The 23,855-nt window shown below is 56.3% G+C and carries 23 protein-coding genes; 18 read left to right on the top strand and 5 right to left on the bottom strand.

Annotated features, from left to right (window positions below; translation table 11 throughout):
* The first annotated feature begins 62 nt into the window (after positions 1-62).
* The 5 genes from malK to ubiA all read left to right on the top strand — a co-directional run bounded on the left by malK (position 63) and on the right by ubiA (position 5,213).
* The gene (gene malK / locus L977_RS04680; protein WP_023331782.1) at positions 63-1,172 is read left to right on the top strand and encodes a maltose/maltodextrin ABC transporter ATP-binding protein MalK; all 1,110 of its coding nucleotides are present in this window, start codon (positions 63-65) and stop codon (positions 1,170-1,172) included.
* 71 nt (positions 1,173-1,243) lie between these two features.
* On the top strand, positions 1,244-2,587 hold the full coding sequence (locus tag L977_RS04675) for a maltoporin (protein ID WP_032637773.1): 1,344 nt from the start codon (positions 1,244-1,246) through the stop codon (positions 2,585-2,587).
* A gap of 112 nt (positions 2,588-2,699) precedes the next feature.
* Positions 2,700-3,653: a maltose operon protein MalM gene (malM, locus tag L977_RS04670; RefSeq protein WP_047624993.1), complete on the top strand. Its 954-nt coding sequence runs from the start codon at positions 2,700-2,702 to the stop codon at positions 3,651-3,653.
* A gap of 180 nt (positions 3,654-3,833) precedes the next feature.
* Complete coding sequence (gene ubiC, locus L977_RS04665) at positions 3,834-4,331, top strand: chorismate lyase (protein WP_014882105.1); 498 nt, start codon at positions 3,834-3,836, stop codon at positions 4,329-4,331.
* 12 nt (positions 4,332-4,343) lie between these two features.
* Positions 4,344-5,213 carry a 4-hydroxybenzoate octaprenyltransferase gene (gene ubiA / locus L977_RS04660; RefSeq protein ID WP_014882106.1) on the top strand — a complete coding sequence of 290 codons (870 nt, stop codon included), beginning with the start codon at positions 4,344-4,346 and terminating at the stop codon, positions 5,211-5,213.
* 88 nt (positions 5,214-5,301) lie between these two features.
* Here the strand turns inward: ubiA and zntA are convergent, their stop codons facing one another.
* Together zntA and L977_RS04650 are read right to left on the bottom strand one after the other, a co-directional pair.
* The gene (zntA, locus tag L977_RS04655) at positions 5,302-7,473 is read right to left on the bottom strand and encodes a Zn(II)/Cd(II)/Pb(II) translocating P-type ATPase ZntA (protein ID WP_045268809.1); all 2,172 of its coding nucleotides are present in this window, start codon (positions 7,471-7,473) and stop codon (positions 5,302-5,304) included.
* A gap of 76 nt (positions 7,474-7,549) precedes the next feature.
* Positions 7,550-8,176: a lysoplasmalogenase gene (locus L977_RS04650; RefSeq protein ID WP_014882108.1), complete on the bottom strand. Its 627-nt coding sequence runs from the start codon at positions 8,174-8,176 to the stop codon at positions 7,550-7,552.
* A 129-nt stretch (positions 8,177-8,305) separates the two neighbouring features.
* Here L977_RS04650 and L977_RS04645 point away from each other — a divergent pair, with 129 nt between their 5' ends.
* Entirely contained in the window at positions 8,306-8,662 is a 357-nt protein-coding gene (locus tag L977_RS04645; protein ID WP_047624991.1) for a DUF2500 domain-containing protein, read from the top strand.
* A gap of 60 nt (positions 8,663-8,722) precedes the next feature.
* Here L977_RS04645 and L977_RS04640 read toward each other — a convergent pair whose 3' ends face one another.
* Entirely contained in the window at positions 8,723-9,004 is a 282-nt protein-coding gene (locus L977_RS04640; RefSeq protein WP_014882110.1) for a DUF1145 family protein, read from the bottom strand.
* Positions 8,988-9,590 (bottom strand): 16S rRNA (guanine(966)-N(2))-methyltransferase, encoded by a 603-nt coding sequence (gene rsmD, locus L977_RS04635; protein ID WP_045135381.1) that lies wholly within the window; start codon positions 9,588-9,590, stop codon positions 8,988-8,990. Before rsmD ends, L977_RS04640 begins: the two co-directional genes overlap by 17 nt.
* A 127-nt stretch (positions 9,591-9,717) precedes the next feature.
* On the opposite strand from rsmD, the gene ftsY reads away from it, so the two are divergent.
* The 6 genes from ftsY (at position 9,718) to livJ (ending at position 16,708) form a co-directional block, all read left to right on the top strand.
* Positions 9,718-11,184 carry a signal recognition particle-docking protein FtsY gene (gene ftsY / locus L977_RS04630; protein WP_045268811.1) on the top strand — a complete coding sequence of 489 codons (1,467 nt, stop codon included), beginning with the start codon at positions 9,718-9,720 and terminating at the stop codon, positions 11,182-11,184.
* 2 nt (positions 11,185-11,186) lie between these two features.
* Positions 11,187-11,858 carry a cell division ATP-binding protein FtsE gene (ftsE, locus tag L977_RS04625; protein ID WP_014882113.1) on the top strand — a complete coding sequence of 224 codons (672 nt, stop codon included), beginning with the start codon at positions 11,187-11,189 and terminating at the stop codon, positions 11,856-11,858.
* Entirely contained in the window at positions 11,845-12,900 is a 1,056-nt protein-coding gene (gene ftsX / locus L977_RS04620) for a permease-like cell division protein FtsX (RefSeq protein ID WP_014882114.1), read from the top strand. Before ftsE ends, ftsX begins: the two co-directional genes overlap by 14 nt.
* Before the next feature lie 251 nt (positions 12,901-13,151).
* The gene (gene rpoH / locus L977_RS04615; protein ID WP_014882115.1) at positions 13,152-14,009 is read left to right on the top strand and encodes an RNA polymerase sigma factor RpoH; all 858 of its coding nucleotides are present in this window, start codon (positions 13,152-13,154) and stop codon (positions 14,007-14,009) included.
* Positions 14,010-14,145: 136 nt separating this feature from the next.
* A complete protein-coding gene (locus L977_RS04610; protein WP_014882116.1) occupies positions 14,146-15,411 on the top strand; it encodes a 4-aminobutyrate--2-oxoglutarate transaminase in 1,266 nt (421 codons plus the stop codon).
* A gap of 196 nt (positions 15,412-15,607) precedes the next feature.
* A complete protein-coding gene (livJ, locus tag L977_RS04605) occupies positions 15,608-16,708 on the top strand; it encodes a branched chain amino acid ABC transporter substrate-binding protein LivJ (protein ID WP_014882117.1) in 1,101 nt (366 codons plus the stop codon).
* A 177-nt stretch (positions 16,709-16,885) separates the two neighbouring features.
* Here livJ and panM read toward each other — a convergent pair whose 3' ends face one another.
* Positions 16,886-17,269: an aspartate 1-decarboxylase autocleavage activator PanM gene (gene panM, locus L977_RS04600; RefSeq protein ID WP_014882118.1), complete on the bottom strand. Its 384-nt coding sequence runs from the start codon at positions 17,267-17,269 to the stop codon at positions 16,886-16,888.
* A 424-nt stretch (positions 17,270-17,693) separates the two neighbouring features.
* Here panM and livK point away from each other — a divergent pair, with 424 nt between their 5' ends.
* From livK to ugpB, 6 genes are all read left to right on the top strand, one after another.
* Complete coding sequence (gene livK, locus L977_RS04595) at positions 17,694-18,803, top strand: high-affinity branched-chain amino acid ABC transporter substrate-binding protein LivK (protein ID WP_014882120.1); 1,110 nt, start codon at positions 17,694-17,696, stop codon at positions 18,801-18,803.
* Positions 18,804-18,849: 46 nt separating this feature from the next.
* On the top strand, positions 18,850-19,776 hold the full coding sequence (gene livH / locus L977_RS04590) for a high-affinity branched-chain amino acid ABC transporter permease LivH (RefSeq protein WP_014882121.1): 927 nt from the start codon (positions 18,850-18,852) through the stop codon (positions 19,774-19,776).
* On the top strand, positions 19,773-21,050 hold the full coding sequence (gene livM / locus L977_RS04585) for a branched chain amino acid ABC transporter permease LivM (RefSeq protein ID WP_014882122.1): 1,278 nt from the start codon (positions 19,773-19,775) through the stop codon (positions 21,048-21,050). The genes livH and livM overlap by 4 nt, the downstream gene beginning before the upstream one ends.
* Positions 21,047-21,814, top strand: a complete 768-nt coding sequence (gene livG, locus L977_RS04580) for a high-affinity branched-chain amino acid ABC transporter ATP-binding protein LivG (protein WP_014882123.1) — start codon at positions 21,047-21,049, stop codon at positions 21,812-21,814. Before livM ends, livG begins: the two co-directional genes overlap by 4 nt.
* A 1-nt stretch (position 21,815) precedes the next feature.
* Complete coding sequence (gene livF, locus L977_RS04575; protein WP_006812273.1) at positions 21,816-22,529, top strand: high-affinity branched-chain amino acid ABC transporter ATP-binding protein LivF; 714 nt, start codon at positions 21,816-21,818, stop codon at positions 22,527-22,529.
* 246 nt (positions 22,530-22,775) lie between these two features.
* On the top strand, positions 22,776-23,855 hold a 1,080-nt coding region (gene ugpB, locus L977_RS04570; protein WP_047625017.1), incomplete at its 3' end, for a sn-glycerol-3-phosphate ABC transporter substrate-binding protein UgpB.

Here is a 23,855-nt window from a genome sequence, read left to right as displayed (position 1 = left end):
CCCATAGTGAACTTATGTTGAATGTTTCTGTCGGTGACAGGTTGTAACGAAGGGAGAAGGGCATGGCGAGCGTACAGCTGCGTAATGTAACGAAAGCCTGGGGCGACGTAGTGGTGTCAAAAGACATCAATCTGGACATCACTGAAGGTGAGTTTGTGGTGTTTGTCGGCCCATCAGGCTGTGGTAAATCTACTCTGCTGCGTATGATTGCCGGTCTTGAAACCATCACCAGCGGCGACCTGCTGATCGGTGATACCCGAATGAACGACATCCCGCCTGCCGAACGTGGCGTCGGTATGGTGTTCCAGTCTTATGCACTTTATCCCCATCTTTCCGTTGCCGAGAACATGTCCTTTGGCCTGAAGCTGGCCGGCGCGAAGAAAGACGTGATTAACCAGCGCGTCACCCAGGTGGCGGAAGTATTACAGCTGGCGCACCTGCTGGAGCGTAAACCGAAAGCGCTTTCCGGCGGTCAGCGTCAGCGTGTGGCGATTGGCCGTACGCTGGTGGCCGAACCGCGCGTGTTCCTGCTCGACGAACCCCTTTCTAACCTGGATGCCGCCCTGCGCGTTCAGATGCGTATCGAAATCTCCCGTCTGCACAAACGTCTTGGCCGCACGATGATTTACGTCACCCACGATCAGGTCGAAGCGATGACGCTGGCCGACAAAATCGTGGTGCTGGATGCCGGTCGCGTGGCGCAGGTGGGCAAACCGCTGGAGCTCTATCACTACCCGGCAGACCGCTTTGTTGCAGGCTTTATTGGCTCGCCAAAGATGAACTTCCTGCCCGTTAAAGTGACTGCAACGGCCATTGAACAGGTACAGGTGGAGCTACCAAACCGCCAGCAAGTCTGGCTGCCGGTGGACAGCGCCAACGTACAGGTCGGGGCAAACATGTCCCTCGGTATCCGCCCTGAGCATCTCCTGCCGAGTCACATTGCCGATGTGACGCTGGAAGGTGAGGTTCAGGTCGTTGAACAGCTTGGTCACGAAACACAGATTCATATCCAGATCCCCGCCATTCGTCAGAACCTGGTTTACCGCCAGAATGACGTGGTGTTGGTAGAAGAGGGTGCCACATTCGCTATCGGCTTGCCGCCAGAGCGTTGCCATCTGTTCCGTGAGGATGGCACTGCATGTCGTCGGTTGCATAAAGAGCCAGGCGTTTAAGCAATCCCAAAAGAAGACACGAAACCGACAGGTGAAGTGTTCAAAGAAAAGCAATGATCTCAGGAGATAGAATGATGATTACTCTGCGCAAACTTCCTCTGGCAGTTGCCGTCGCAGCGGGCGTAATGTCTGCTCAGGCAATGGCCGTGGATTTCCATGGTTATGCTCGTTCCGGTATCGGCTGGACGGGGAGTGGCGGCGAACAACAGTGCTTCCAGGCAACCGGTGCTCAAAGTAAATACCGTCTTGGTAACGAATGTGAAACCTATGCGGAATTGAAGCTGGGCCAGGAAGTGTGGAAAGAAGGCGACAAGAGCTTCTACTTCGACACCAACGTAGCGTATTCCGTAGCACAACAGAACGACTGGGAAGCCACTGACCCGGCGTTCCGTGAAGCCAACGTGCAGGGTAAAAACCTGATCGAATGGCTGCCAGGTTCCACCATCTGGGCTGGTAAGCGCTTCTATCAGCGTCATGACGTTCACATGATCGACTTCTACTACTGGGATATCTCTGGTCCTGGTGCGGGTCTGGAAAATATCGACGTCGGTTTCGGTAAACTTTCTCTGGCAGCAACCCGCTCTTCTGAATCAGGTGGTTCTTCCTCCTTCGCCAGCAACAGTATTTATGATTACACCACCCGCACCGCGAACGACGTCTTTGACGTGCGTTTAGCGCAGATGGAAGTTAACCCAGGCGGCACCCTTGAGCTGGGCGTTGACTATGGCCGTGCTAACCCACGTGATGACTATCGTCTGGTTGACGGTGCGTCTAAAGACGGCTGGATGTTCACCGCTGAACACACCCAGAGCATGCTGAAAGGCTACAACAAGTTTGTGGTTCAGTACGCCACTGACTCAATGACCTCTCAGGGTAAAGGCCTGTCTCAAGGTTCTGGCGTAGGCATTGATGGCAATACCGGTTTTGCCTATGACATCAACAACAACGGCAGCCTGCTGCGTATCCTTGACCACGGTGCAATCTCTCTGGGCGATCGTTGGGACCTGATGTACGTCGGTATGTATCAGGATATCGACTGGGATAACAACAACGGCACCAAGTGGTGGACTGTAGGTGTTCGTCCAATGTTCAAATGGACACCAATCATGAGCACCTTGCTGGAAGTGGGCTACGACAACGTCAAATCCCAGGAAACTGGCGAAACCAACAACCAGTACAAAATCACCCTGGCGCAACAGTGGCAGGCTGGCGACAGCATCTGGTCTCGTCCTGCTATCCGCGTCTTCGCAACCTATGCGAAGTGGGATGAGAAGTGGGGCTATGACTACAACGGTAACCCAGCGAATAACCCTAACTTCGGTAAAGCGGTTAAAGATGGCTTCAACGGTGGTTCCTTCGGTCGTGGCGACAACGACGAGTGGTCCTTCGGCGCCCAGATGGAAATCTGGTGGTAATCCCGTCTTAATCTGACGTAATGACCAAACTGAGGGGCGCAAGCCCCTCAATCCTTGGGACGGCGCGCTATTGCCTGGCTACCGCTGACCTGTGCATTTTGAGGTGATAACAATGAAAATGAACAAAACTCTTCTTGCCCTTTGTTTATCCGCAGGGCTGCTGGCAAGCGCGCCTGCTGTCACGCTCGCTAACGTGAACTTCGTTCCGCAGAATACAACATCTGCACCAGCCATTCCGGCGGCGACACTGCAACAGCTGGTCTGGACGCCTGTCGATCAGTCTAAAACCCAGACCACCCAGCTCTCAACGGGCGGACAAACGATTAATGTTCCGGGTATTAGCGGCCCGGTCGCTGCGTATAGCGTACCCGCCAATATCGGTGAACTCGCTATTACCTTGACCAGTGAAGTCAACAAGCAAACAAGCGTATTTGCGCCAAACGTGCTGATTCTTGATCAGAACATGACTCCATCCGCCTTTTTCCCAAGCGAATACTTTACTTATCAGGAGCCTGGCGTGATGAGCGCCGATCGTCTGGAAGGTGTCATGCGTCTTACGCCTGCGCTGGGACAGCAAAAACTCTACGTGCTGGTCTTTACCACTGAGCAAGATCTGCAGAAAACCACCACGCTGCTTGACCCGGCCAAAGCCTATGCGAAGGGCACCGGCAACGCCGTACCTGATATTCCAGACCCGATTGCACGCCACGTCACCGACGGAACGCTAAAGCTGAAGGTGAAAACGAACAGCGGTTCCAGCGTGCTGGTCGGCCCGCTGTTTGGCTCCTCCGGTAACGGCCCGGTAACCGTGGGTAATACCGCCGCACCTGCCTATACCGCACCAGTTGCCACCGCAGCCGCACCGGTAGCAGCCGCTGCACCAGCACCGGCGAAGAAAGCTGAGCCGGTACTGAACGACACCGAAGAATACTTCAACAACGCTATTAAGCAGGCGGTGAAGCGCGGCGATGTCGATAAAGCGCTGAAACTGCTTGATGAAGCCGAACGTTTAGGTTCAACCACTGCCCGTTCCACCTTTATCAGCAGTGTAAAAGGCAAGGGGTAACCGTTTCCCCACAGTGCTGATTTGTCAGTAGTTTAGTGCGCCTGAGTGGGCGCACTTTTTTTCGTGTCCGCCAGGCTGTTGCATCCATGTTGCGATCGTGATCGTTAAATAACGTTTGGCCCCCCTCAATCCGTGTTTCTGCGATACAATGCCATTACGTTATGTATCGGAGAGTCTGGCATGTCACACCCCGCGCTAACGCAACTGCGTGCGCTGCGCTATTTCGACCAAATACCTGCGCTTGATCCGCAGCAACTGGACTGGTTGCTGCTGGAAGATTCCATGACGAAACGTTTTGAACAGCAAGGTAAAACGGTCACGGTGACCCTGATACAGGAAGGGTTTGTCTCCGGCGATGAGATCGCCAGCGAGCTGCCGCTGCTGCCGCAAGAGGAACGCTACTGGCTGCGCGAAATTTTGCTCTGTGCCGATGGTGAGCCCTGGCTTGCCGGACGGACGGTAGTGCCCGAGTCCACCCTTTCCGGGCCTGAGCTGGCGCTGCAGCGGCTGGGGAAAACCCCGCTGGGACGTTATCTTTTTACCTCATCTGAGCTGACCCGGGATTTTATTGAGATTGGGCGTGATGCCGAACTGTGGGGACGCCGTTCCCGCCTTCGCCTGAGCGGTAAGCCGTTAATCCTGACGGAACTTTTTTTACCGGCATCACCGTTGTACTAAGAGGAAGAAAAAATGGAGTGGAGCCTAACGCAGAATAAGCTGTTGGCGTATCACCGCTTAATGCGTACTGATAAACCTATTGGCGCGTTACTGCTGCTGTGGCCGACCTTATGGGCGCTGTGGGTTGCAACGCCGGGCGTACCGCCGCTATGGATCCTGGGCGTATTTGTCGCCGGTGTCTGGTTGATGCGCGCGGCGGGCTGCGTGGTGAATGACTATGCCGATCGTAAATTCGACGGCCATGTAAAACGGACAGCCAACCGTCCGTTACCCAGCGGCCAGGTGACCGGAAAAGAAGCCCGCGTGCTGTTCCTCGTACTGGTGCTGCTCTCATTCCTGCTGGTGTTAACGCTGAACACCATGACAATTCTGCTTTCCGTCGCTGCGCTTGCACTGGCCTGGGTTTATCCGTTCATGAAGCGCTATACCCATCTGCCTCAGGTTGTGTTGGGCGCGGCATTTGGCTGGTCAATTCCGATGGCGTTTGCGGCGGTGAGTGAATCCCTACCGCTCAGCTGCTGGCTGATGTTCCTGGCGAATATTCTCTGGGCCGTGGCGTATGACACGCAATATGCGATGGTAGACCGCGACGATGACCTGAAAATTGGTATTAAATCGACCGCCATTCTCTTTGGACGTCAGGACAAACTGATCATCGGCATTTTACAGGTCGCGGTACTGGCACTGATGGTCGCGATTGGCCGTCTGAACGGGCTGAACTGGGAGTTTTACTGGTCGGTGCTGGTGGCGGGATTGCTGTTTGCTTACCAGCAAAAGCTGATTGCCAAACGCGAACGTGAAGCCTGCTTTAAAGCGTTTTTGAATAATAACTATGTCGGGCTGGTGCTGTTTTTAGGCCTGGCGATGAGCTATTTCTTATAAAAAAGTCGGGTGGCGGCTTCGCCTTACCCGACCTACGATCTGGCAGAACATGTAGGCCCGGTAAGCGTTAGCGCCACCGGGCGTTTTTTTATCGACGACGCAACAGCCTGAGGGCGTTCGCCGTCACCAGCACCGTTGCCCCCGTATCCGCCAGCACTGCCAGCCACAGCCCGGTCATGCCGAGCAGCGTCGTCACCAGGAAAATCCCCTTCAGTCCGAGCGCAATCCCGATGTTCTGGCGGATATTGGCTCGCGTCGCCCGCGCCAGGCCGATCATCTCTGCCAGCCCGGTCAGACGGTTATGCGTCAGCGCCGCGTCTGCCGTCTCCAGCGCCACGTCGGTGCCGCTTCCCATCGCAATGCCTATGGTGGATGCTTTCATCGCGGGTGCATCGTTAATGCCGTCCCCGACCATCGCGAGCGGGGCGTGGCTGTTCAGTTCGGTTACCGCACTGACCTTATCGGCGGGCAGCAATCCAGCCTTAAATTCCAGTCCCAGTTCACCCGCAATGGCTGACGCCGCACGTGGGTTATCCCCGGTCAGGATCACGCCCTGCACGCCCAGCTGATGCAGCGCCGCTATGGCTTCCTTCGCGTCATCACGCAGGGTATCGCGCAGCGCCAGCATCCCTTTCGTCACGCCGTCCTGCATAACAACCACGACAGTTTGCCCGGCTTGCTCTAACGCCTGAACCTGTGCGGAAGGGGAGTGACCCGCCGCGACAATCAGGACCTTTTTACCGTCGACGTTGGCCTCAATCCCAGACCCGACCAGCGCCCGCTGGGCGGTGGCCGCCGGAATCGGTAATCCGCGAGCCTGCGCTTCCCGCACAATGGCCTGCGCCAGCGGGTGGGTGGAACCCTGTTCGACGGCGGCGGCTAAGGTAAGCAGTTCATCTTCAGCGATATCCTGCGGATAAATGCCGGTCACCTGGGGTTTGCCGACGGTTAACGTGCCGGTTTTGTCGAAGGCGATATGCTGAACCTGGCTCAGCTGCTCCAGCGCCGCGCCGCCTTTAATCAGCGCTCCGCGACGTGCCGCTGCCGCCAGACCGGAGGTGATCGCCGCTGGCGTGGAGATCACCAGCGCGCACGGGCAGCCAATCAGCAGCAGGGTCAGACCTTTATAAATCCAGCCCTCCCAGGGCGCGCCAAAGAACAGCGGTGGAACGAGCGTAACCAGCAGAGCAACCAGCATAATGGCGGGCGTGTAAATCCGGCTAAAGCGATCGATAAAACGCTCGACGGGGGCACGACGCTCTTCAGCTTCTTCAATCAGCTTCAGGATACGGTCGATGGCGCTGTCGCCGGGCCCGGAAAGCACCTCAAGCTGCACCAGGCGGTCAACGCTGGTGGCGCCTGCAGGCACTTTTTCTCCCGCGGCACGCTCAACCGGAATGGATTCCCCTGTCAGGGCGCTTTCATCAAAGCTTGCGGTGGCGCTAAGCAGTGCGCCATCGGCAGGCAAGCGCCCCCCTGCGGCGACTTCAATGACGTCGCCCGGGCGCAGCGTGCTGATGGCGACCGTTTCACGTTTGCCTTCGTTAACCCGCGTCGCGGTTTCCGGCTTCAGTGCCATCAACGCGCTCACCCCTTTACGCGCGCGGCTGGCGGCCCAGCCCTCAAGTCGTTCGCCGATCAGGAACAGCAGCAGAACCATCGCCGCTTCCGCCGTCGCGCCGATAAACAGCGCGCCGATCGCCGCCACGCTCATCAGCGTTTCGATGGCGAACCAGCTGCCGCTTCTCATCAGACGTAATGCCTGGCGGGCAATCGGAAATAGTCCGACCAGCGTGGTGGCGATAAACGCCAGGTTGCCAAACGGATGGTTGATCTGTTCCAGACCCCAGCTCAGGGCCATCATGATGATGAGGGTAATGAGCGGCAGATTTTCCTTCAGGGAGGCGGTCTTTTCGACAGGGGCTGTTTCGCTGCGCAGGGTGTATCCCGCCTTGCTGACGGCGGCTTCAACCTGCTTACTGACATCCTTGTCGGCGCTGACTAACAGCTTTTCGGTCGCAAAAAGCACCTGAACGTGGCTGACGCCCGGCACCTGTTTGACCGCATTTTCCACTTTACGTGCGCAGGCTGCGCAGTCCATACCGTTGACGGCCCAGCTGTAGCGATTACCGCTTTCGGGCAGCGCGTCGGCTTGCGTTTCGCAGCTCCCCTCGCAGCAGCAGTCCTCTTTTGGCGGAACCGGGCTGAGCTTAAGTGCCGAAAATTGTGGGATTTTTTTAGGTGTTTCTGGAGTCGACATGGCAGTCTCCGGTAATGATAATTTTCTCATTAACCGCAGCATACACTCTGGAGTCGACTCCAGAGTCAAGCGTTATTTAGATATACAGCGAACGCACAATCAGGAAGTGCCCGGCAAAGTAGCAGGCGGAAGCAATCGCGTTGTCGGCGCGGAAGCGACGGCGATAGTGGCTGCCCAGCCAGACGATATTACCGAGTAAGAGCAGTGCTGCGCCGAAGAACGCAGACATCGCCTGAGACGTCGGGCGGAAGAACCAGAGCTCGCCAGCGAGCCACACCATCACCAGCGTCATGGCGATAAATGTACAGACCGGCAAACGCATCTCTTCCAGACGCGACCAGATCACCGCTATCAGCAGTGCGCCAATCACCAGCAGCACCAGCGGCAGCGGCCAGAAGAAGGAGAGCGTCATCTGGCTGGCGAAGTAGATGGTATACAGCAGATGCGACAGGAAAAACGCCCCAACGGCATACAGCAGACGCTGACGCGGGAGCAGAGTTAAGGCATCGCCAATCAGGGACGCGCACAGCCCGGCGAGAACCAGGTAGCTGATGGCGTTAAACATCGGCGCTTGCCAGGCAAGCAGCAGAAGGAGCAACAGCGTGACGGGTTTAAACAACCAGCGCTGCCAGGCTGGGCCACGGTAGGACGCATCAACATAAAGCCATGCGGAAAAACAGACAGCGATAAATGACCAAAGCATATTAACTCCCTGTAACTGTTAAGGCTGAATAATCAGTTTCTGATCCAGTGTAGTGACGCGGGCGGGCGTTTGGCAATGCCGGGGCAGGCGAGGTATCCTGAATTCCGCATAATCTGATGGGATGTTTCAATGAGCAAGATGCCGCTGTTTTTCATTATCGTGGTAGCGATTATCGTCATTGCCGCCTCGTTTCGCTTCGTGCAGCAGCGCCGGGAAAAGGCGGATAACGAGGCCGCACCGCTGATGCAAAAGCGGGTGGTAGTGAGCAATAAGCGCGAGAAAGCCCTCAACGACCGACGCTCTCGCCAACAGCAGGTTACGCCTGCGGGCGCGACGATGCGCTATGAAGCCAGCTTTAAGCCGGAAACCGGCGGGCTGGAGATGACTTTCCGCCTGGAGGCGCAGCAGTACCACCAGTTGACGGTGGGTGAGAAAGGAATGCTGAGCTACAAAGGGTCACGTTTTGAAGGTTTTAGGGCGGAATAATGCGTGATCGGTCCCCTCTCCCGGTGGGAGAGGGTTAGGGTGAGGGCATCAGGCCGCACCCTACTTCTTCACCTGCGCCTTAAACTTCTTCATCCACACCAGCAACTCAAACACGCCGAAAATAAATACCCGCAGTTGCTGCCAGCCGGTCATCGGCGGGCCATCTTTTGGCAGGCCGTTTTTCAGCATTACCATCTGCAGGGCGTGCATGAACGAGGTGAAAATCAGCGCCACGTTAACGAAGATGTTCAACGGGCGCGGGAACGGGTGCACCAGATTCAAAATCAAAAATGCCCAGACGCCCAGCATCAGCAAACGTCCCAGGTTAATCAGTACCGGCATCAGAGCCTCCTTGTACCTGACGGTGATAAAGACGATAAGCGACCTGACCGGCAACCTTTTCGCGGTGCAGATCCCAGTGCGCTGGCACTGGCGGAAGACCGTTTTCCACTTCGCTTTCAACGTAAATTAATGCGTCATCCGCCAGCCAGCCGTTTTGTTCCAGCAGGGATAACGTCTCTTCCAGCAGCCCCTTGCGGAACGGCGGATCGACAAACACCACCTGATGCGGCGTGCCTTTCTGCGCGAGGAAGCTCAGGGTATTGGTGTTTACGACTTTGGCGTTACTAGCTTTGAGCGTCGCCAGATTTTGCTGCAGCGTCTGTGCCACGCCGCGCTCCATCTCCAGCAGCGTGGCGCTGGCGGCGTAGCGCGACAACGCTTCGAGCCCTAATGCACCGCTGCCGGCGAAGCAGTCCAGGCAGTGGGCATCTACCATTGACGGGGCGAGCCAGTTAAACAGCGTCTCGCGAACGCGGTCGGTTGTCGGGCGTAAACCGGGGCTGTCCGGCACCGGTAATTTCCGGCCTCGCCACTGACCGCCGATAATTCGAATTTGACCGGCCGGGGCGCGGGTGGGTTTCTTCATCTCTGGAAAGCTCTGTTAACCATTGCCCTGCGATTGCGGGCGGTGATGTCAATTAAGTAAAGTGTTAGACTATTTCATCATTTTTTTAGCTTCCCTGTATATAGCGCCGCGAGGAGTGTAGTCGCAGATGGCAAAACAAAAAAAACGTGGCTTCTTTTCCTGGTTGGGTTTCGGTGAAAAAGAGCAAGAAACAGAACAGAAAACCGAAGAACAACAGGTTGTAGAAGAGCAGTCACAGCCTGAAACGCCTGTAGAAACCGCTGCGGTTATCGAAGCGGAAGAACCTGTCCACAGCAAAGAAGAGATTGAATCGTTTGCTGAAGAGGTGGTTGAAGTCACTGAACAGGTTCAGGAGAGCGAGAAGCCAGAACCGGTTGTGCCCGAAGCCGTTACCGACGCACCGCAGGCCGTTATCGAACATGAAGAGCTGCCGCTGCCGGAAGAGGTTAAAGCCGAAGAGGTATCTGCAGAAGAGTGGCAGGCCGAAGCGGAAACCGTTGAAATTGTTGAGGCGGTGGAAGAAGAGGCGGCGCTTGAGCCAGAGCTGACCGACGACGAGCTGGAAGCCCAGGCGTTGGCGGCGGAAGCGGCTGAAGACGCGGTTATCGTCGTGCCGGTGGAAGCGCAAGAGCAGGCTGAAGAAGAGATCGTTCAGGAGCAGGAAAAACCGACCAAAGAAGGTTTCTTTGCCCGTCTGAAGCGCAGCCTGTTAAAAACCAAAGAAAATCTGGGTTCCGGATTTATCAGTCTGTTCCGCGGCAAGAAGATCGACGACGATCTCTTTGAAGAGCTGGAAGAGCAACTGCTGATCGCTGACGTGGGGGTGGAAACCACCCGTAAGATCATCGCCAGCCTGACCGAAGGGGCAAGCCGCAAACAGCTGCGCGATGCCGAGGCACTGTACGGCCTGCTGAAAGACGAGATGGGTGAAATTCTCGCAAAAGTTGATGAACCGCTTAATATTGAAGGCAAAACGCCATTTGTTATTCTGATGGTGGGTGTTAACGGCGTGGGTAAAACCACGACTATCGGCAAGCTGGCGCGTCAGTTCGAGCAGCAGGGCAAATCGGTGATGCTGGCGGCGGGCGATACCTTCCGTGCGGCGGCGGTTGAGCAGCTGCAGGTGTGGGGCCAGCGGAACAACATTCCGGTGATTGCCCAGCATACTGGCGCGGATTCCGCGTCCGTGATTTTTGATGCCATTCAGGCGGCGAAGTCCCGTAACGTGGACGTGCTGATTGCTGACACCGCAGGGCGTTTGCAGAACAAATCGCACCTGATGGAAGAGTTGAAGAAAATCGTCCGCGTCATGAAGAAGCTGGACGAAGATGCACCGCATGAAATTATGCTGACTATCGACGCCAGCACCGGACAGAACGCCGTTAGCCAGGCGAAGCTGTTCAATGAAGCGGTAGGATTGACCGGGATCGCGCTGACCAAGCTGGACGGCACCGCGAAAGGCGGGGTGATCTTCTCCGTAGCCGACCAGTTCGGCATTCCTATCCGCTACATCGGTGTGGGCGAGCGTATTGAGGATTTGCGTCCGTTTAAAGCGGACGACTTTATTGAGGCACTATTTGCCCGAGAGGACTAACAATGATTCGCTTTGAACACGTCAGCAAGGCCTATCTCGGTGGGAGACAAGCGCTGCAGGGAGTCACATTCCACCTGCAGCCAGGCGAGATGGCATTCCTGACCGGCCATTCCGGCGCGGGGAAAAGTACTCTGCTCAAGCTTATCTGTGGGATCGAACGGCCAAGCGCCGGGAAAATCTGGTTCAGCGGCCATGATATTAGCCGTCTTAAGAACCGTGAAGTGCCGTTCCTGCGTCGTCAGATCGGCATGATTTTCCAGGATCACCATCTGCTGATGGATCGCACCGTTTTCGATAACGTCGCTATCCCGCTGATTATTGCCGGTGCCAGCTATGATGATATCCGTCGTCGCGTCTCTGCGGCGCTGGATAAGGTTGGGCTACTGGACAAAGCGAAGAACTTCCCGATCCAGCTCTCCGGCGGTGAACAGCAGCGTGTGGGCATCGCCCGTGCGGTGGTGAACAAGCCGGCCGTACTGCTGGCGGATGAACCCACAGGTAACCTGGACGATGCGCTCTCCGAAGGGATTTTGCGTCTGTTTGAGGAATTCAACCGCGTTGGGGTCACAGTATTGATGGCGACGCACGATATCGGGCTGATTTCCCGTCGTTCGTACCGCATGCTGACTCTGAGCGATGGACATTTGCACGGAGGCCATGGTGAACAAGCGTGATGCAATGAACCAGATTCGGCAGTTCGGGAACCGGTTTGACCGTTTCCGTAAGCCGCAGGGTGGCGGTGATGGCAATCGTAACGCACCCAAGCGCCAGAAAGCGGCGCCAAAGCCGGCTTCGCGCAAAACCAACGTGTTTAACGAGCAGGTGCGCTACGCTTTCCACGGCGCGTTGCAGGATCTGAAAAGCAAACCGCTGGCAACGTTCCTGACGGTGATGGTCATCGCCATCTCCCTGACGCTGCCAAGCGTCTGCTACATGGTTTATAAGAACGTGAACCAGGCGGCGTCCCAGTATTATCCGTCGCCGCAGATCACCGTTTATCTGGATAAAGCGCTCGACGATAACGCGGCGGCGCAGGTGGTTGGGCAAATCCAGGCCGAGCAGGGCGTGGAGAAGGTCAACTATCTTTCCCGTGAAGAAGCGCTGGGCGAGTTTCGCAACTGGTCCGGTTTTGGCGGTGCGCTGGATATGCTCGAAGAGAACCCGTTACCTGCGGTAGCGGTGGTGATCCCGAAGCTCGATTTCCAGGGGACCGATTCGCTAAATACGTTACGCGATCGCATCACCCGGATTAACGGAATTGATGAAGTGCGCATGGACGACAGCTGGTTTGCCCGTCTTGCCGCGCTGACCGGGCTGGTGGGACGTGTGTCGGCGATGATCGGCGTACTGATGGTGGCCGCGGTGTTCCTCGTCATTGGTAACAGCGTGCGCCTGAGCATTTTTGCTCGCCGCGATACCATTAACGTGCAGAAACTGATTGGCGCGACGGATGGCTTCATCCTTCGTCCGTTCCTCTATGGCGGCGCATTGCTTGGTTTTTCCGGGGCATTTCTTTCACTGATTTTGTCAGAAATTTTGGTGATGCGTTTGTCATCGGCCGTGACGGAAGTGGCGCAGGTTTTCGGAACTAAGTTTGATATCAGTGGCTTAGGCTTTGACGAGTGCCTGTTATTACTGCTGGTTTGCTCGATGATTGGTTGGGTGGCAGCCTGGCTGGCGACCGTTCAACATTTACGCCACTTTACTCCCGACTAATAAAAGCGTGATATAATCTTTCCCTGCACCGAGATGTTCGCTCTGCAGGGAAAGCGTCCCTGTTGTCTCTTCCCCTGTTATCATCTCCATGTCACATTTTGTGCGTAATTTATTCACTGTTGCACCTGGAACTTGTGGATAAAATCACTGTCTGATAAAAGAGTGAATGCTAATCTCGTTGCTCAAACGCTTTGGCATGGTTGTTGCCTGACGGGGACAACCTGGACCAGAAGAAACATTGAGAGGAATGAATGACCAAAGAAATGCAAACTTTAGCTTTAGCCCCTGTTGGTAACCTGGAATCTTACATCCGGGCTGCGAACACCTGGCCGATGTTAACGGCCGAGGAAGAAAAGGAGCTTGCTGAAAAGCTGCATTACCAGGGCGATCTGGAAGCAGCGAAAAAGCTGATCCTGTCTCACCTGCGCTTTGTTGTTCACATTGCTCGTAATTACGCGGGCTATGGCCTGCCGCAGGCGGACTTGATTCAGGAAGGTAACATCGGTTTGATGAAGGCTGTACGTCGCTTTAACCCGGAAGTGGGTGTGCGACTGGTCTCCTTCGCCGTACACTGGATCAAAGCAGAAATTCATGAATACGTGCTGCGCAACTGGCGTATCGTGAAAGTCGCCACGACAAAAGCGCAACGTAAACTGTTCTTCAACCTGCGTAAAACCAAGCAGCGTCTGGGCTGGTTCAATCAGGATGAAGTGGAAATGGTGGCGCGCGAGCTGGGTGTATCCAGCAAAGATGTGCGTGAGATGGAATCCCGTATGGCCGCGCAGGACATGACGTTTGATATGTCCTCCGACGACGACGGCTCTGACAGCCAGCCAATGGCCCCGGTTCTGTATCTGCAGGATAAAACCTCCAACTTTGCTGACGGCATTGAAGAGGATAACTGGGAAGATCAGGCCGCGAATAAGCTCACCCATGCGATGGAAGGCCTCGACGAACGTAGTCAGGATATTATCCGTGCCCGCTGGCTGGACGAAGACAACAAGTCCACGCTGCAGGAACTGGCCGACCGCTACGGCGTCTCCGCTGAACGTGTGCGTCAGCTTGAAAAGAATGCCATGAAAAAACTTCGCGCCGCTATCGAAGCGTAATTTCTGCGAAGTACACTGAGAACCCCTGGATGAGAGTCCGGGGGTTTTGTTTTTTTAGCGCCCGCTCTGGCGAATTCCTCCCCCCTGGCAAACACTTACTGATGCGCTAAGCAGGCGATTTTCTCAGGGGGACAGGGTGAAAAATAACGAACTGAACGACCGGCGTTTGCAGGCGACGCCGCGCGGTATCGGCGTCATGTGTAATTTCTATGCCGATAAAGCCGAAAACGCCACGGTGTGGGACGTAGAAGGCAACGAGTATATCGACTTCGCCGCCGGCATTGCGGTGCTGAATACCGGCCATCGCCATCCCAAAGTCATTTCCGCTATTGAAAAACAACTCCACGCCTTTACCCATACGGCGTACCAGATTGTGCCATATGAAGGCTATGTGGCGCTGGCCGAGCGTATCAACCAGCGCGTGCCCATTGATGGCCCGGCCAAAACGGCCTTTTTCTCGACGGGCGCAGAAGCGGTTGAAAACGCGGTTAAAATAGCCCGCGCCTATACCCGACGTCCTGGCCTCATCACTTTCGGCGGCGCGTTCCACGGCCGTACTTTTATGACCATGGCGCTGACTGGCAAAGTTGCGCCGTACAAACTGGGCTTTGGTCCGTTCCCTGGCTCGGTGTATCACGCGCAGTATCCGAACGATCTGCACGGCGTCAGCACGGCGGAGGCGTTAAAAAGCCTGGAACGCATCTTTAAAGCGGATATCGCACCGGATCAGGTCGCGGCCATTATTCTCGAACCGGTTCAGGGGGAGGGCGGTTTCAATATCGCGCCTGCCGATTTTATGCAGGCGCTGCGTGCCCTCTGTGATACCCACGGTATTTTGCTGATTGCCGACGAGGTACAAAGTGGTTTCGCCCGTACAGGCAAACTGTTCTCGATGGAACACCACTGCGTGAAGCCGGATCTGATCACCATGGCGAAAAGCCTCGCGGGTGGGATGCCGCTCTCTGCGGTATCGGGCCGTGCCGACGTGATGGACGCACCTGCGCCGGGCGGGCTGGGCGGTACTTACGCGGGGAACCCGCTGGCGATTGCCGCTGCGCATGCGGTGCTGGACGTGATTGATGAGGAGGATCTCTGTACACGTTCTGCGCATCTTGGTCATCACCTGGTAGAGGTGCTGAACAAAGCGAAGGAACACTGTCCGTATATCGCCGACATTCGCGCGCAAGGATCGATGGTGGCGGTAGAGTTTAATGACCCGCAAACGGGCCAGCCTTCGCCGGAATTCACCCGCCAGGTACAGGAACGCGCGCTGCAGGAAGGTCTGCTTCTGCTGAGCTGCGGCGTTTACGGCAACGTTATTCGTTTCCTTTATCCGCTGACAATCCCCGAAGTGCAGTTCCGTCAAGCGCTGGACATTATCTCCGCCTCGCTGACACGTTAAAGCCGCGCGCCCGGTGAAATCTTTGCCGGGCTTATCATATATTCATTTCAAATTAGCTATTCCAAAATCATAAAAATGGGGTATGTTTTAGCAGAGTATGCTGAAAAAGCGCGAACAGCACACCAATAACTGAAATAAAGCGCTGCACAACAACATCACAACAATCGTAATAACCATAATAATGGGGAATCTCAGGATGAACATGAAGGGTAAAGCGTTACTGGCAGGATGTATTGCGTTGGCATTCAGCACCATGGCACAGGCAGACATTAAGGTGGCTGTGGTTGGCGCAATGTCCGGTCCGGTAGCACAGTACGGCGACCAGGAATTTACGGGCGCTGAACAGGCGGTTGCAGACATTAATGCTAAGGGCGGTATTAAAGGCGAAAAACTGCAGATCGTAAAATATGATGATGCCTGTGACCCGAAACAAGCGGTAGCGGTTGCGAACAAAGTGGTGAACGACGGGATCAAATACGTTATCGGTCACCTGTGCTCTTCCTCAACTCAGCCTGCGTCTGACATCTACGAAGACGAAGGGATTCTGATGATCACCCCGGCGGCGACCGCACCGGAGCTGACCGCGCGCGGCTACAAACTGACCCTGCGCACCACGGGCCTGGACTCTGACCAGGGTCCAACGGCGGCGAAATACATTCTGGATAAAGTGAAGCCGAAGCGTATCGCGATTGTTCATGACAAACAGCAGTACGGTGAAGGTCTGGCGCGTGCGGTGCAGGATGGTCTGAAGAAAGGCAACGCCAATGTGGTCTTCTTCGATGGGATCACTGCCGGTGAGAAAGACTTCTCCACGCTGGTGGCGCGCCTGAAAAAAGAGAATATCGATTTCGTTTACTACGGCGGTTACCACCCGGAGATGGGCCAGATCCTGCGCCAGGCGCGTGCAGCCGGTCTGAAAACCCAGTTTATGGGGCCTGAAGGCGTAGCGAACGTTTCCCTGTCTAACATCGCAGGTGAATCCGCTGAAGGCCTGCTGGTGACCAAGCCGAAGAACTACGACCAGGTCCCTGCGAACAAACCTATCGTAGATGCCATCAAGGCGAAGAAACAGGATCCAAGCGGCGCGTTCGTCTGGACCACCTACGCGGCGCTTCAGTCTCTGCAGGCGGGTCTGAACCAGTCAGCCGATCCGGCTGAGATTGCGACCTGGCTGAAAGCGAACACCGTCGAAACCGTGATGGGACCGCTGTCCTGGGATGAGAAGGGTGACCTGAAAGGCTTTGAGTTCGGCGTGTTTGACTGGCATGCCAACGGTACGGCGACAGACGCCAAATAATTTTCCCGTCGCCTTTCGCGCCGCAGGTGCGTTGGCTGCGTTATTCAACCCCGGTCACTTACTTATGTAAGCTCCCGGAGATTTCATAACTTGCCGCCTTCCTGCAACACGAAATGCTTGGGAAAATACGGTGGAGAATGTAGGCCGGGTAAGGCGCAGCCGCCACCCGGCTTTCTTTTAGCGCTTCTCCCACCCACTCTCCTGCGCCGTAAACCCTAACGCCTGCATAAACGCCGCCATCACGCCGCGGTCTTCTACGCCTACGTCAGCCATCCACCATGAGGTCACGTTCGGGTTTTCGCGGATCACTTCTTCAATTAAATACTGCCCCACGCCGCGACGCCGGGTGACGTCACGTACACGCAGTGAGTCCAGCGCCCCTTCTGTACCGCTCAGGGTCACGCGAACCGCAGCCAGCAGGCGTTCGTTGAAACGCGCGGCATAAATGCGGTGAGTCTCGTCGACGCGTAGCGACGAAGGGGAATATTCCGGCCAGATCTTGCCCAGGTCGATATGATCCTGGTCGCTAAAGGTCACCAGACGCACGATAGTCAGTTTCATTAGCTACATGTCCAAATCAAATTGAGTAGGGGCAGTGTACTCAATTTATTCACTCAGCGGCTTCCTCTTTTTATTCTCATTAACCAGGTGATTAGTTTTTTGGTAACGCGCTGGGCAGTTTGAAAACACATGGATCGAAAAATAAGCAGAATTTTAACCTGAATGGTAGTGATTTATTCGGCGCTTTGTACCGTTATTTTATGCTGCAAACTGCACTTTTATTTGTTTATCTCTGCATGATTTCAGAATATTATCTTTGCTTAATCGCCTGAAAAATAGAGATTTTAGTCTGGTTTTTGGCAAAAAACTGCGCTAAACCATTAAAGGCACTGGTAAAAATAGCGTTGTGCATTAAAAGTACAGAATGCTTTTTAACCATAATAAAACAAAATATAAACACGACATCACGAATGGGGATTCTGAGATGAAAAGGAACGCGAAAACATTTATCGCGGGAATGGTTGCACTGGCGATCTCGCATGCAGCCATGGCGGAAGAGATCAAAGTTGCGGTCGTGGGCGCAATGTCCGGCCCTGTTGCCCAGTGGGGTGATATGGAGTTCAACGGCGCGCGTCAGGCCATCAAAGACATCAACGCCAAAGGCGGCATCAAAGGCGACAAGCTGGTGGGCGTGGAATATGACGACGCCTGCGATCCGAAACAGGCCGTCGCGGTCGCCAACAAAATCGTCAACGATGGCATCCAGTATGTGATTGGCCACCTGTGCTCATCGTCCACCCAGCCTGCGTCTGATATCTACGAAGACGAAGGTATTCTGATGATCACCCCCGGCGCCACTAACCCAGAACTGACCCAGCGCGGCTATCAGCACATTATGCGTACCGCCGGTCTCGATTCTTCCCAGGGACCCACCGCCGCCAAATTTATCCTCGAAACCGTAAAGCCAAAGCGCATTGCCATCATTCATGACAAGCAGCAGTACGGCGAAGGCCTGGCGCGTTCCGTTCAGGACGGCCTGAAAAAAGGTGGCGCGAACATCGTCTTCTTTGACGGCATCACTGCCGGTGAGAAAGACTTCTCCGCGCTGATTGCTCGTCTGCAAAAAGAGAACATCGACTTCGTTTACTACGGCGGCTACTACCCTGAAATGGGGCAGATGCTGCGTCAGGCACGCGCCACCGGTCTGAAAACCCAGTTTATGGGACCAGAGGGCGTGGGTAATGCCTCCCTGTCGAACATCGCGGGCGATTCTGCCGAAGGCATGCTGGTTACGATGCCAAAACGCTATGATCAGGATCCGGCGAACAAGGCTATCGTTGATGCGCTTAAGGCGCAGAAAAAGGACCCGAGTGGTCCGTATGTCTGGATCACCTACGCGGCCGTACAGTCTCTGGCGACGGCTCTGGAGCGTACCGGCAGCAAAGAGCCGTTGGATCTGGTGAAAGATTTAAAAGCACACGGGGCGAACACCGTGATTGGGCCGCTGAACTGGGATGAGAAAGGCGATCTGAAGGGATTTGAGTTTGGTGTCTTTAAGTGGCACGCCGACGGGTCTTCCTCGGCCGCCAAATAATTATCCCGCCGCCCGGACCGCCGGGCGGGAATAAAAAGGTTTGCATATGTCCGAGCAGTTTCTCTATTTCCTGCAGCAGATGTTTAACGGCGTCACGCTGGGAAGCACCTACGCGCTGATTGCCATCGGCTATACGATGGTTTACGGCATTATCGGCATGATCAACTTCGCCCACGGCGAGGTGTACATGATCGGTAGCTACATCTCCTTTATGATCATCGCCGCCCTGATGATGATGGGCATCGACAGCAGCTGGCTGCTGGTTGCCGCCGGGTTTGTCGGCGCCATTGTGATCGCCAGCGCCTATGGCTGGAGCATCGAGCGCGTGGCCTATCGGCCGGTGCGCAGCTCCAAGCGTCTGATTGCGCTCATCTCCGCCATCGGTATGTCGATCTTCCTGCAAAACTACGTCAGCCTGACCGAAGGGTCGCGCGACGTGGCGCTGCCAAGCCTGTTTAACGGCCAGTGGATCGTGGGGGCCAGCGAAAACTTCTCTGCCTCTATCACCACCATGCAGCTCGTCATCTGGGTCGTGACCTTTATTGCGATGCTCGCCCTGACGCTGTTCATCCGTTATTCCCGCATGGGGCGCGCCTGCCGTGCCTGCGCGGAAGACCTGAAGATGGCGAGCCTGCTTGGCATCAATACTGACCGCGTGATTGCCCTGACCTTCGTGATCGGTGCCGCGATGGCGGCAGTGGCGGGCGTGCTGCTCGGCCAGTTCTACGGCGTGATCAACCCGTACATCGGCTTTATGGCCGGAATGAAAGCCTTCACCGCGGCAGTACTTGGCGGTATCGGCAGTATTCCTGGCGCGATGATCGGCGGCCTGATCCTGGGCGTGGCGGAAGCGCTCTCCTCGGCGTACCTGAGCACCGAATATAAAGACGTGGTGTCGTTTGCCCTGCTGATTCTGGTTCTGCTGGTCATGCCTACCGGTATTCTGGGCCGTCCGGAGGTAGAGAAAGTATGAAACCGATGCATTTTGCAATGGCGCTGCTCTCTGCCGCCATGTTCTTCGTGCTGGCGGGCGTCTTTATGGGCGTCCAGCTGGAGCTGAGCGGCACCAAACTGGTGGTGGATACCGCACCTGACATCCGCTGGCAGTGGGTGTTTATTGGCACGGCGGTGGTGTTCCTGTTCCAGCTGCTGCGTCCGCTGTTCCAGAAAACGCTGAAAGGTGTCTCCGGGCCGAAATTTGTTCTTCCGGCTATCGACGGTTCCACCGTGAAGCAAAAGCTGTTCCTCGTGGCGCTGCTGGTGGCGGCCGTGGCGTGGCCATTCGTGGTCTCGCGCGGCACGGTGGATATCGCCACCCTGACCATGATTTACGTGATTTTGGGTCTCGGTCTGAACGTGGTGGTGGGGCTCTCTGGCCTGCTGGTGCTGGGCTACGGTGGTTTTTACGCCATCGGTGCCTACACCTTCGCGCTGCTGAACCATTATTACGGCCTCGGCTTCTGGACCTGTCTGCCGCTGGCGGGCCTGGTTTCTGCCGCTGCGGGCTTCCTGCTGGGCTTCCCGGTGCTGCGCCTGCGCGGTGACTACCTGGCGATTGTGACCTTAGGCTTCGGCGAAATCGTCCGTATCCTGCTGCTGAATAACACCGAAATCACCGGTGGTCCGAACGGCATCAGCCAGATCCCGAAACCGACCTTCTTCGGGCTGGAGTTCAGCCGTACCGCCCGCGAAGGCGGCTGGGATACCTTCAGCAACTTCTTTGGCGTGAAGTATGACCCGTCCGACCGCGTGATTTGGCTCTACCTGGTTGCGCTGCTGCTGGTGGTGGTGACCCTTTTCGTGATTAACCGTCTGCTGCGCATGCCGCTGGGCCGCGCGTGGGAAGCGCTGCGTGAAGATGAGATCGCCTGCCGCTCCCTGGGCCTGAACCCGACCCGCATCAAGCTGACCGCGTTTACCATCAGCGCCGCGTTTGCCGGTTTCGCCGGGACGCTGTTTGCCGCGCGTCAGGGCTTCGTCAGCCCGGAATCGTTCACGTTTGCCGAATCGGCCTTTGTGCTGGCGATTGTGGTGCTCGGCGGGATGGGCTCGCAGTTTGCCGTCATTCTCGCGGCCATCCTGCTGGTGGTCTCGCGCGAGCTGATGCGTGACTTTAACGAATACAGCATGCTGATGCTGGGTGGTTTGATGGTGCTGATGATGATCTGGCGTCCGCAGGGCCTGCTGCCGATGACCCGTCCACAGCTGAAGCTGAAGAACGGGAAAGCGAAAGGAGAGCAGGCATGAGTCAGCCATTATTATCCGTTAACGGTCTGATGATGCGTTTTGGCGGCCTGCTGGCGGTCAACAACGTGAATCTGGATCTGCATAAGAAAGAGATCGTCTCCCTGATTGGCCCCAACGGCGCGGGAAAAACCACGGTGTTTAACTGTCTGACCGGTTTCTACAAGCCGACGGGCGGCACCATCATGCTGCGCGATAAGCACCTGGAAGGGCTGCCGGGCCAGCAAATTGCCCGCATGGGCGTGGTGCGTACCTTCCAGCACGTGCGCCTGTTCCGCGAGATGACGGTGATTGAGAACCTGCTGGTGGCACAGCATCAGCAGCTCAAAACCGGGCTGTTCTCCGGTCTGCTGAAGACTCCGGCCTTCCGCCGAGCCCAGGAGGAGGCCCTCGACCGCGCCGCCACCTGGCTCGACCGCATCGGCTTGCTGCAGCACGCCAACCGTCAGGCGAGCAACCTGGCCTACGGCGATCAGCGTCGTCTGGAGATTGTGCGCTGCATGGTGACGCAGCCGGAGATCCTGATGCTCGACGAACCGGCGGCGGGCCTCAACCCGAAAGAAACCAAAGAGCTGGACGAGCTGATTGCCGAGCTGCGCGATCACCACGACACCACCATCCTGCTGATTGAGCACGACATGAAGCTGGTGATGGGTATTTCGGACCGTATTTACGTGGTCAACCAGGGCACGCCGCTGGCAAACGGCACGCCGGAAGAGATCCGCAACAATCCGGACGTGATCCGCGCGTACCTTGGTGAGGCATAAGATGGAAAAAGCGATGTTAACGTTCGACAAGGTCAATGCGCACTACGGCAAGATCCAGGCGCTGCACGACGTCAGCCTGCACATCAATCAGGGTGAAATCGTCACCCTGATTGGCGCCAACGGCGCGGGCAAAACCACGCTGCTCGGTACCCTGTGCGGCGACCCGCGGGCTACCAGCGGGCGGATTGTGTTTGATGGCAAAGACATTACCGACTGGCAGACTGCAAAAATCATGCGTGAAGCGGTGGCGATTGTTCCGGAAGGGCGTCGCGTCTTCTCGCGCATGACGGTGGAAGAGAACCTGGCGATGGGCGGCTTCTTCGCTCACCGCGATGAATACCAGACCCGCATCAAGTGGGTATACGAACTCTTCCCGCGCCTGTGGGAGCGCCGTATTCAGCGTGCGGGCACCATGTCCGGCGGTGAGCAGCAGATGCTGGCGATTGGCCGCGCGCTGATGAGCCAGCCACGCCTGCTGCTGCTGGACGAACCGTCGCTCGGTCTGGCGCCGATCATTATCCAGCAGATCTTCGACACCATCGAGCAGCTGCGTAAAGAGGGGATGACCATCTTCCTCGTCGAGCAGAACGCCAACCAGGCGCTGAAGCTCGCCGACCGTGGCTACGTGCTGGAAAACGGCCGCGTGGTGCTTGAGGATACCGGCGATGCGCTGCTGGCGAACGAAGCGGTACGGAGCGCGTACCTCGGAGGCTAAGCCGTCTGTGTTGCCCGGTGGCGCTTACGCTTACCGGGCCTACGGGATCGACCTGGCCGGGTAAGGCGAAGCCGCCACCCGGCTTTTTTTAACCCAACACCCTTCACACAACCATCATCCCCCTGACGCTTTGCTGTCACTTATCTGTAAACAAACAGTTATTTTTCTGTCATTCGAGCATGTCATGTTACCTCGCGAGCATAAAACGCGTGATATCGCGCATCCGGCACAATAAGAGAGATGACAATGACATCGTTACGACACACAGCTTTGGGTCTGGCACTGGGTCTGGCTTTTGCGACGAACGCAATGGCTGTCACCACCATTCCATTCTGGCATTCCATGGAAGGGGAGTTGGGTAAAGAAGTTGACTCCCTGGCGCAGCGTTTCAACGACACCCACCCGGATTACAAGATTGTGCCGGTGTACAAAGGCAACTACGAGCAGAGCCTGAGCGCGGGCATCGCCGCCTTCCGTACCGGTAACGCTCCTGCACTGTTACAGGTTTATGAAGTGGGTACCGCGACCATGATGGCCTCGAAAGCCATCAAGCCGGTCTATGAAGTTTTCAAAGAGGCGGGCATCAACTTCGACGAGTCGCAGTTCGTGCCAACCGTGGCGGGCTACTACACCGATTCCAAAACCGGTCACCTGCTGTCTCAGCCGTTTAACAGCTCCACGCCGGTCCTGTACTACAACAAAGATGCCTTCAGGAAAGCCGGTTTAGATCCGGAGCAGCCGCCAAAAACCTGGCAAGACCTGGCGGAATACACCGCTAAGCTGAAAGCGGCGGGCATGAAGTGCGGCTACGCCAGCGGCTGGCAGGGCTGGATCCAGATTGAAAACTTCAGCGCCTGGCACGGCCTGCCGGTTGCCACCAAAAACAACGGCTTCGACGGCACCGACGCGGTACTGGAGTTCAACAAGCCGGAGCAGGTGAAGCACATTGCGCTGCTGGAAGCGCTCAACAAAAAGGGCGATTTCAGCTACTTCGGCCGTAAAGACGAATCCACTGAAAAGTTCTACAACGGTGACTGCGCTATTACCACCGCGTCTTCCGGTTCGCTGGCAGATATCCGTCACTACGCCAAATTCAACTACGGCGTGGGCATGATGCCGTACGACGCTGACGTGAAGGGCGCGCCGCAGAACGCCATCATCGGCGGGGCCAGCCTGTGGGTGATGCAGGGCAAAGACAAGAGCACCTACAAAGGCGTGGCCGAGTTCCTCGACTTCCTGGCGAAGCCAGAGATTGCCGCTGAGTGGCACCAGAAAACCGGCTACCTGCCGATCACCAAAGCCGCCTATGACCTGACCCGCGAGCAG

This window comes from Enterobacter sp. ZOR0014, from assembly GCF_000798855.1.
In the GTDB taxonomy this organism is placed as follows: domain Bacteria; phylum Pseudomonadota; class Gammaproteobacteria; order Enterobacterales; family Enterobacteriaceae; genus Enterobacter; species Enterobacter kobei.
This window is presented reverse-complemented; position numbering and strand designations above follow the sequence as displayed.

Excerpts from the sequence above, each read along its gene's own strand:
- malK (WP_023331782.1), top strand. The coding sequence starts at position 63 with ATGGCGAGCGTACAGCTGCGTAATGTAACGAAAGCCTGGGGCGACGTA.
- L977_RS04675 (WP_032637773.1), top strand. The coding sequence starts at position 1,244 with ATGATGATTACTCTGCGCAAACTTCCTCTGGCAGTTGCCGTCGCAGCG.
- malM (WP_047624993.1), top strand. The coding sequence starts at position 2,700 with ATGAAAATGAACAAAACTCTTCTTGCCCTTTGTTTATCCGCAGGGCTG.
- ubiC (WP_014882105.1), top strand. The coding sequence starts at position 3,834 with ATGTCACACCCCGCGCTAACGCAACTGCGTGCGCTGCGCTATTTCGAC.
- ubiA (WP_014882106.1), top strand. The coding sequence starts at position 4,344 with ATGGAGTGGAGCCTAACGCAGAATAAGCTGTTGGCGTATCACCGCTTA.
- zntA (WP_045268809.1), bottom strand. The coding sequence starts at position 7,473 with ATGTCGACTCCAGAAACACCTAAAAAAATCCCACAATTTTCGGCACTT.
- L977_RS04650 (WP_014882108.1), bottom strand. The coding sequence starts at position 8,176 with ATGCTTTGGTCATTTATCGCTGTCTGTTTTTCCGCATGGCTTTATGTT.
- L977_RS04645 (WP_047624991.1), top strand. The coding sequence starts at position 8,306 with ATGAGCAAGATGCCGCTGTTTTTCATTATCGTGGTAGCGATTATCGTC.
- L977_RS04640 (WP_014882110.1), bottom strand. The coding sequence starts at position 9,004 with ATGCCGGTACTGATTAACCTGGGACGTTTGCTGATGCTGGGCGTCTGG.
- rsmD (WP_045135381.1), bottom strand. The coding sequence starts at position 9,590 with ATGAAGAAACCCACCCGCGCCCCGGCCGGTCAAATTCGAATTATCGGC.
- ftsY (WP_045268811.1), top strand. The coding sequence starts at position 9,718 with ATGGCAAAACAAAAAAAACGTGGCTTCTTTTCCTGGTTGGGTTTCGGT.
- ftsE (WP_014882113.1), top strand. The coding sequence starts at position 11,187 with ATGATTCGCTTTGAACACGTCAGCAAGGCCTATCTCGGTGGGAGACAA.
- rpoH (WP_014882115.1), top strand. The coding sequence starts at position 13,152 with ATGACCAAAGAAATGCAAACTTTAGCTTTAGCCCCTGTTGGTAACCTG.
- livJ (WP_014882117.1), top strand. The coding sequence starts at position 15,608 with ATGAACATGAAGGGTAAAGCGTTACTGGCAGGATGTATTGCGTTGGCA.
- panM (WP_014882118.1), bottom strand. The coding sequence starts at position 17,269 with ATGAAACTGACTATCGTGCGTCTGGTGACCTTTAGCGACCAGGATCAT.
- livK (WP_014882120.1), top strand. The coding sequence starts at position 17,694 with ATGAAAAGGAACGCGAAAACATTTATCGCGGGAATGGTTGCACTGGCG.
- livH (WP_014882121.1), top strand. The coding sequence starts at position 18,850 with ATGTCCGAGCAGTTTCTCTATTTCCTGCAGCAGATGTTTAACGGCGTC.
- livM (WP_014882122.1), top strand. The coding sequence starts at position 19,773 with ATGAAACCGATGCATTTTGCAATGGCGCTGCTCTCTGCCGCCATGTTC.
- livG (WP_014882123.1), top strand. The coding sequence starts at position 21,047 with ATGAGTCAGCCATTATTATCCGTTAACGGTCTGATGATGCGTTTTGGC.
- livF (WP_006812273.1), top strand. The coding sequence starts at position 21,816 with ATGGAAAAAGCGATGTTAACGTTCGACAAGGTCAATGCGCACTACGGC.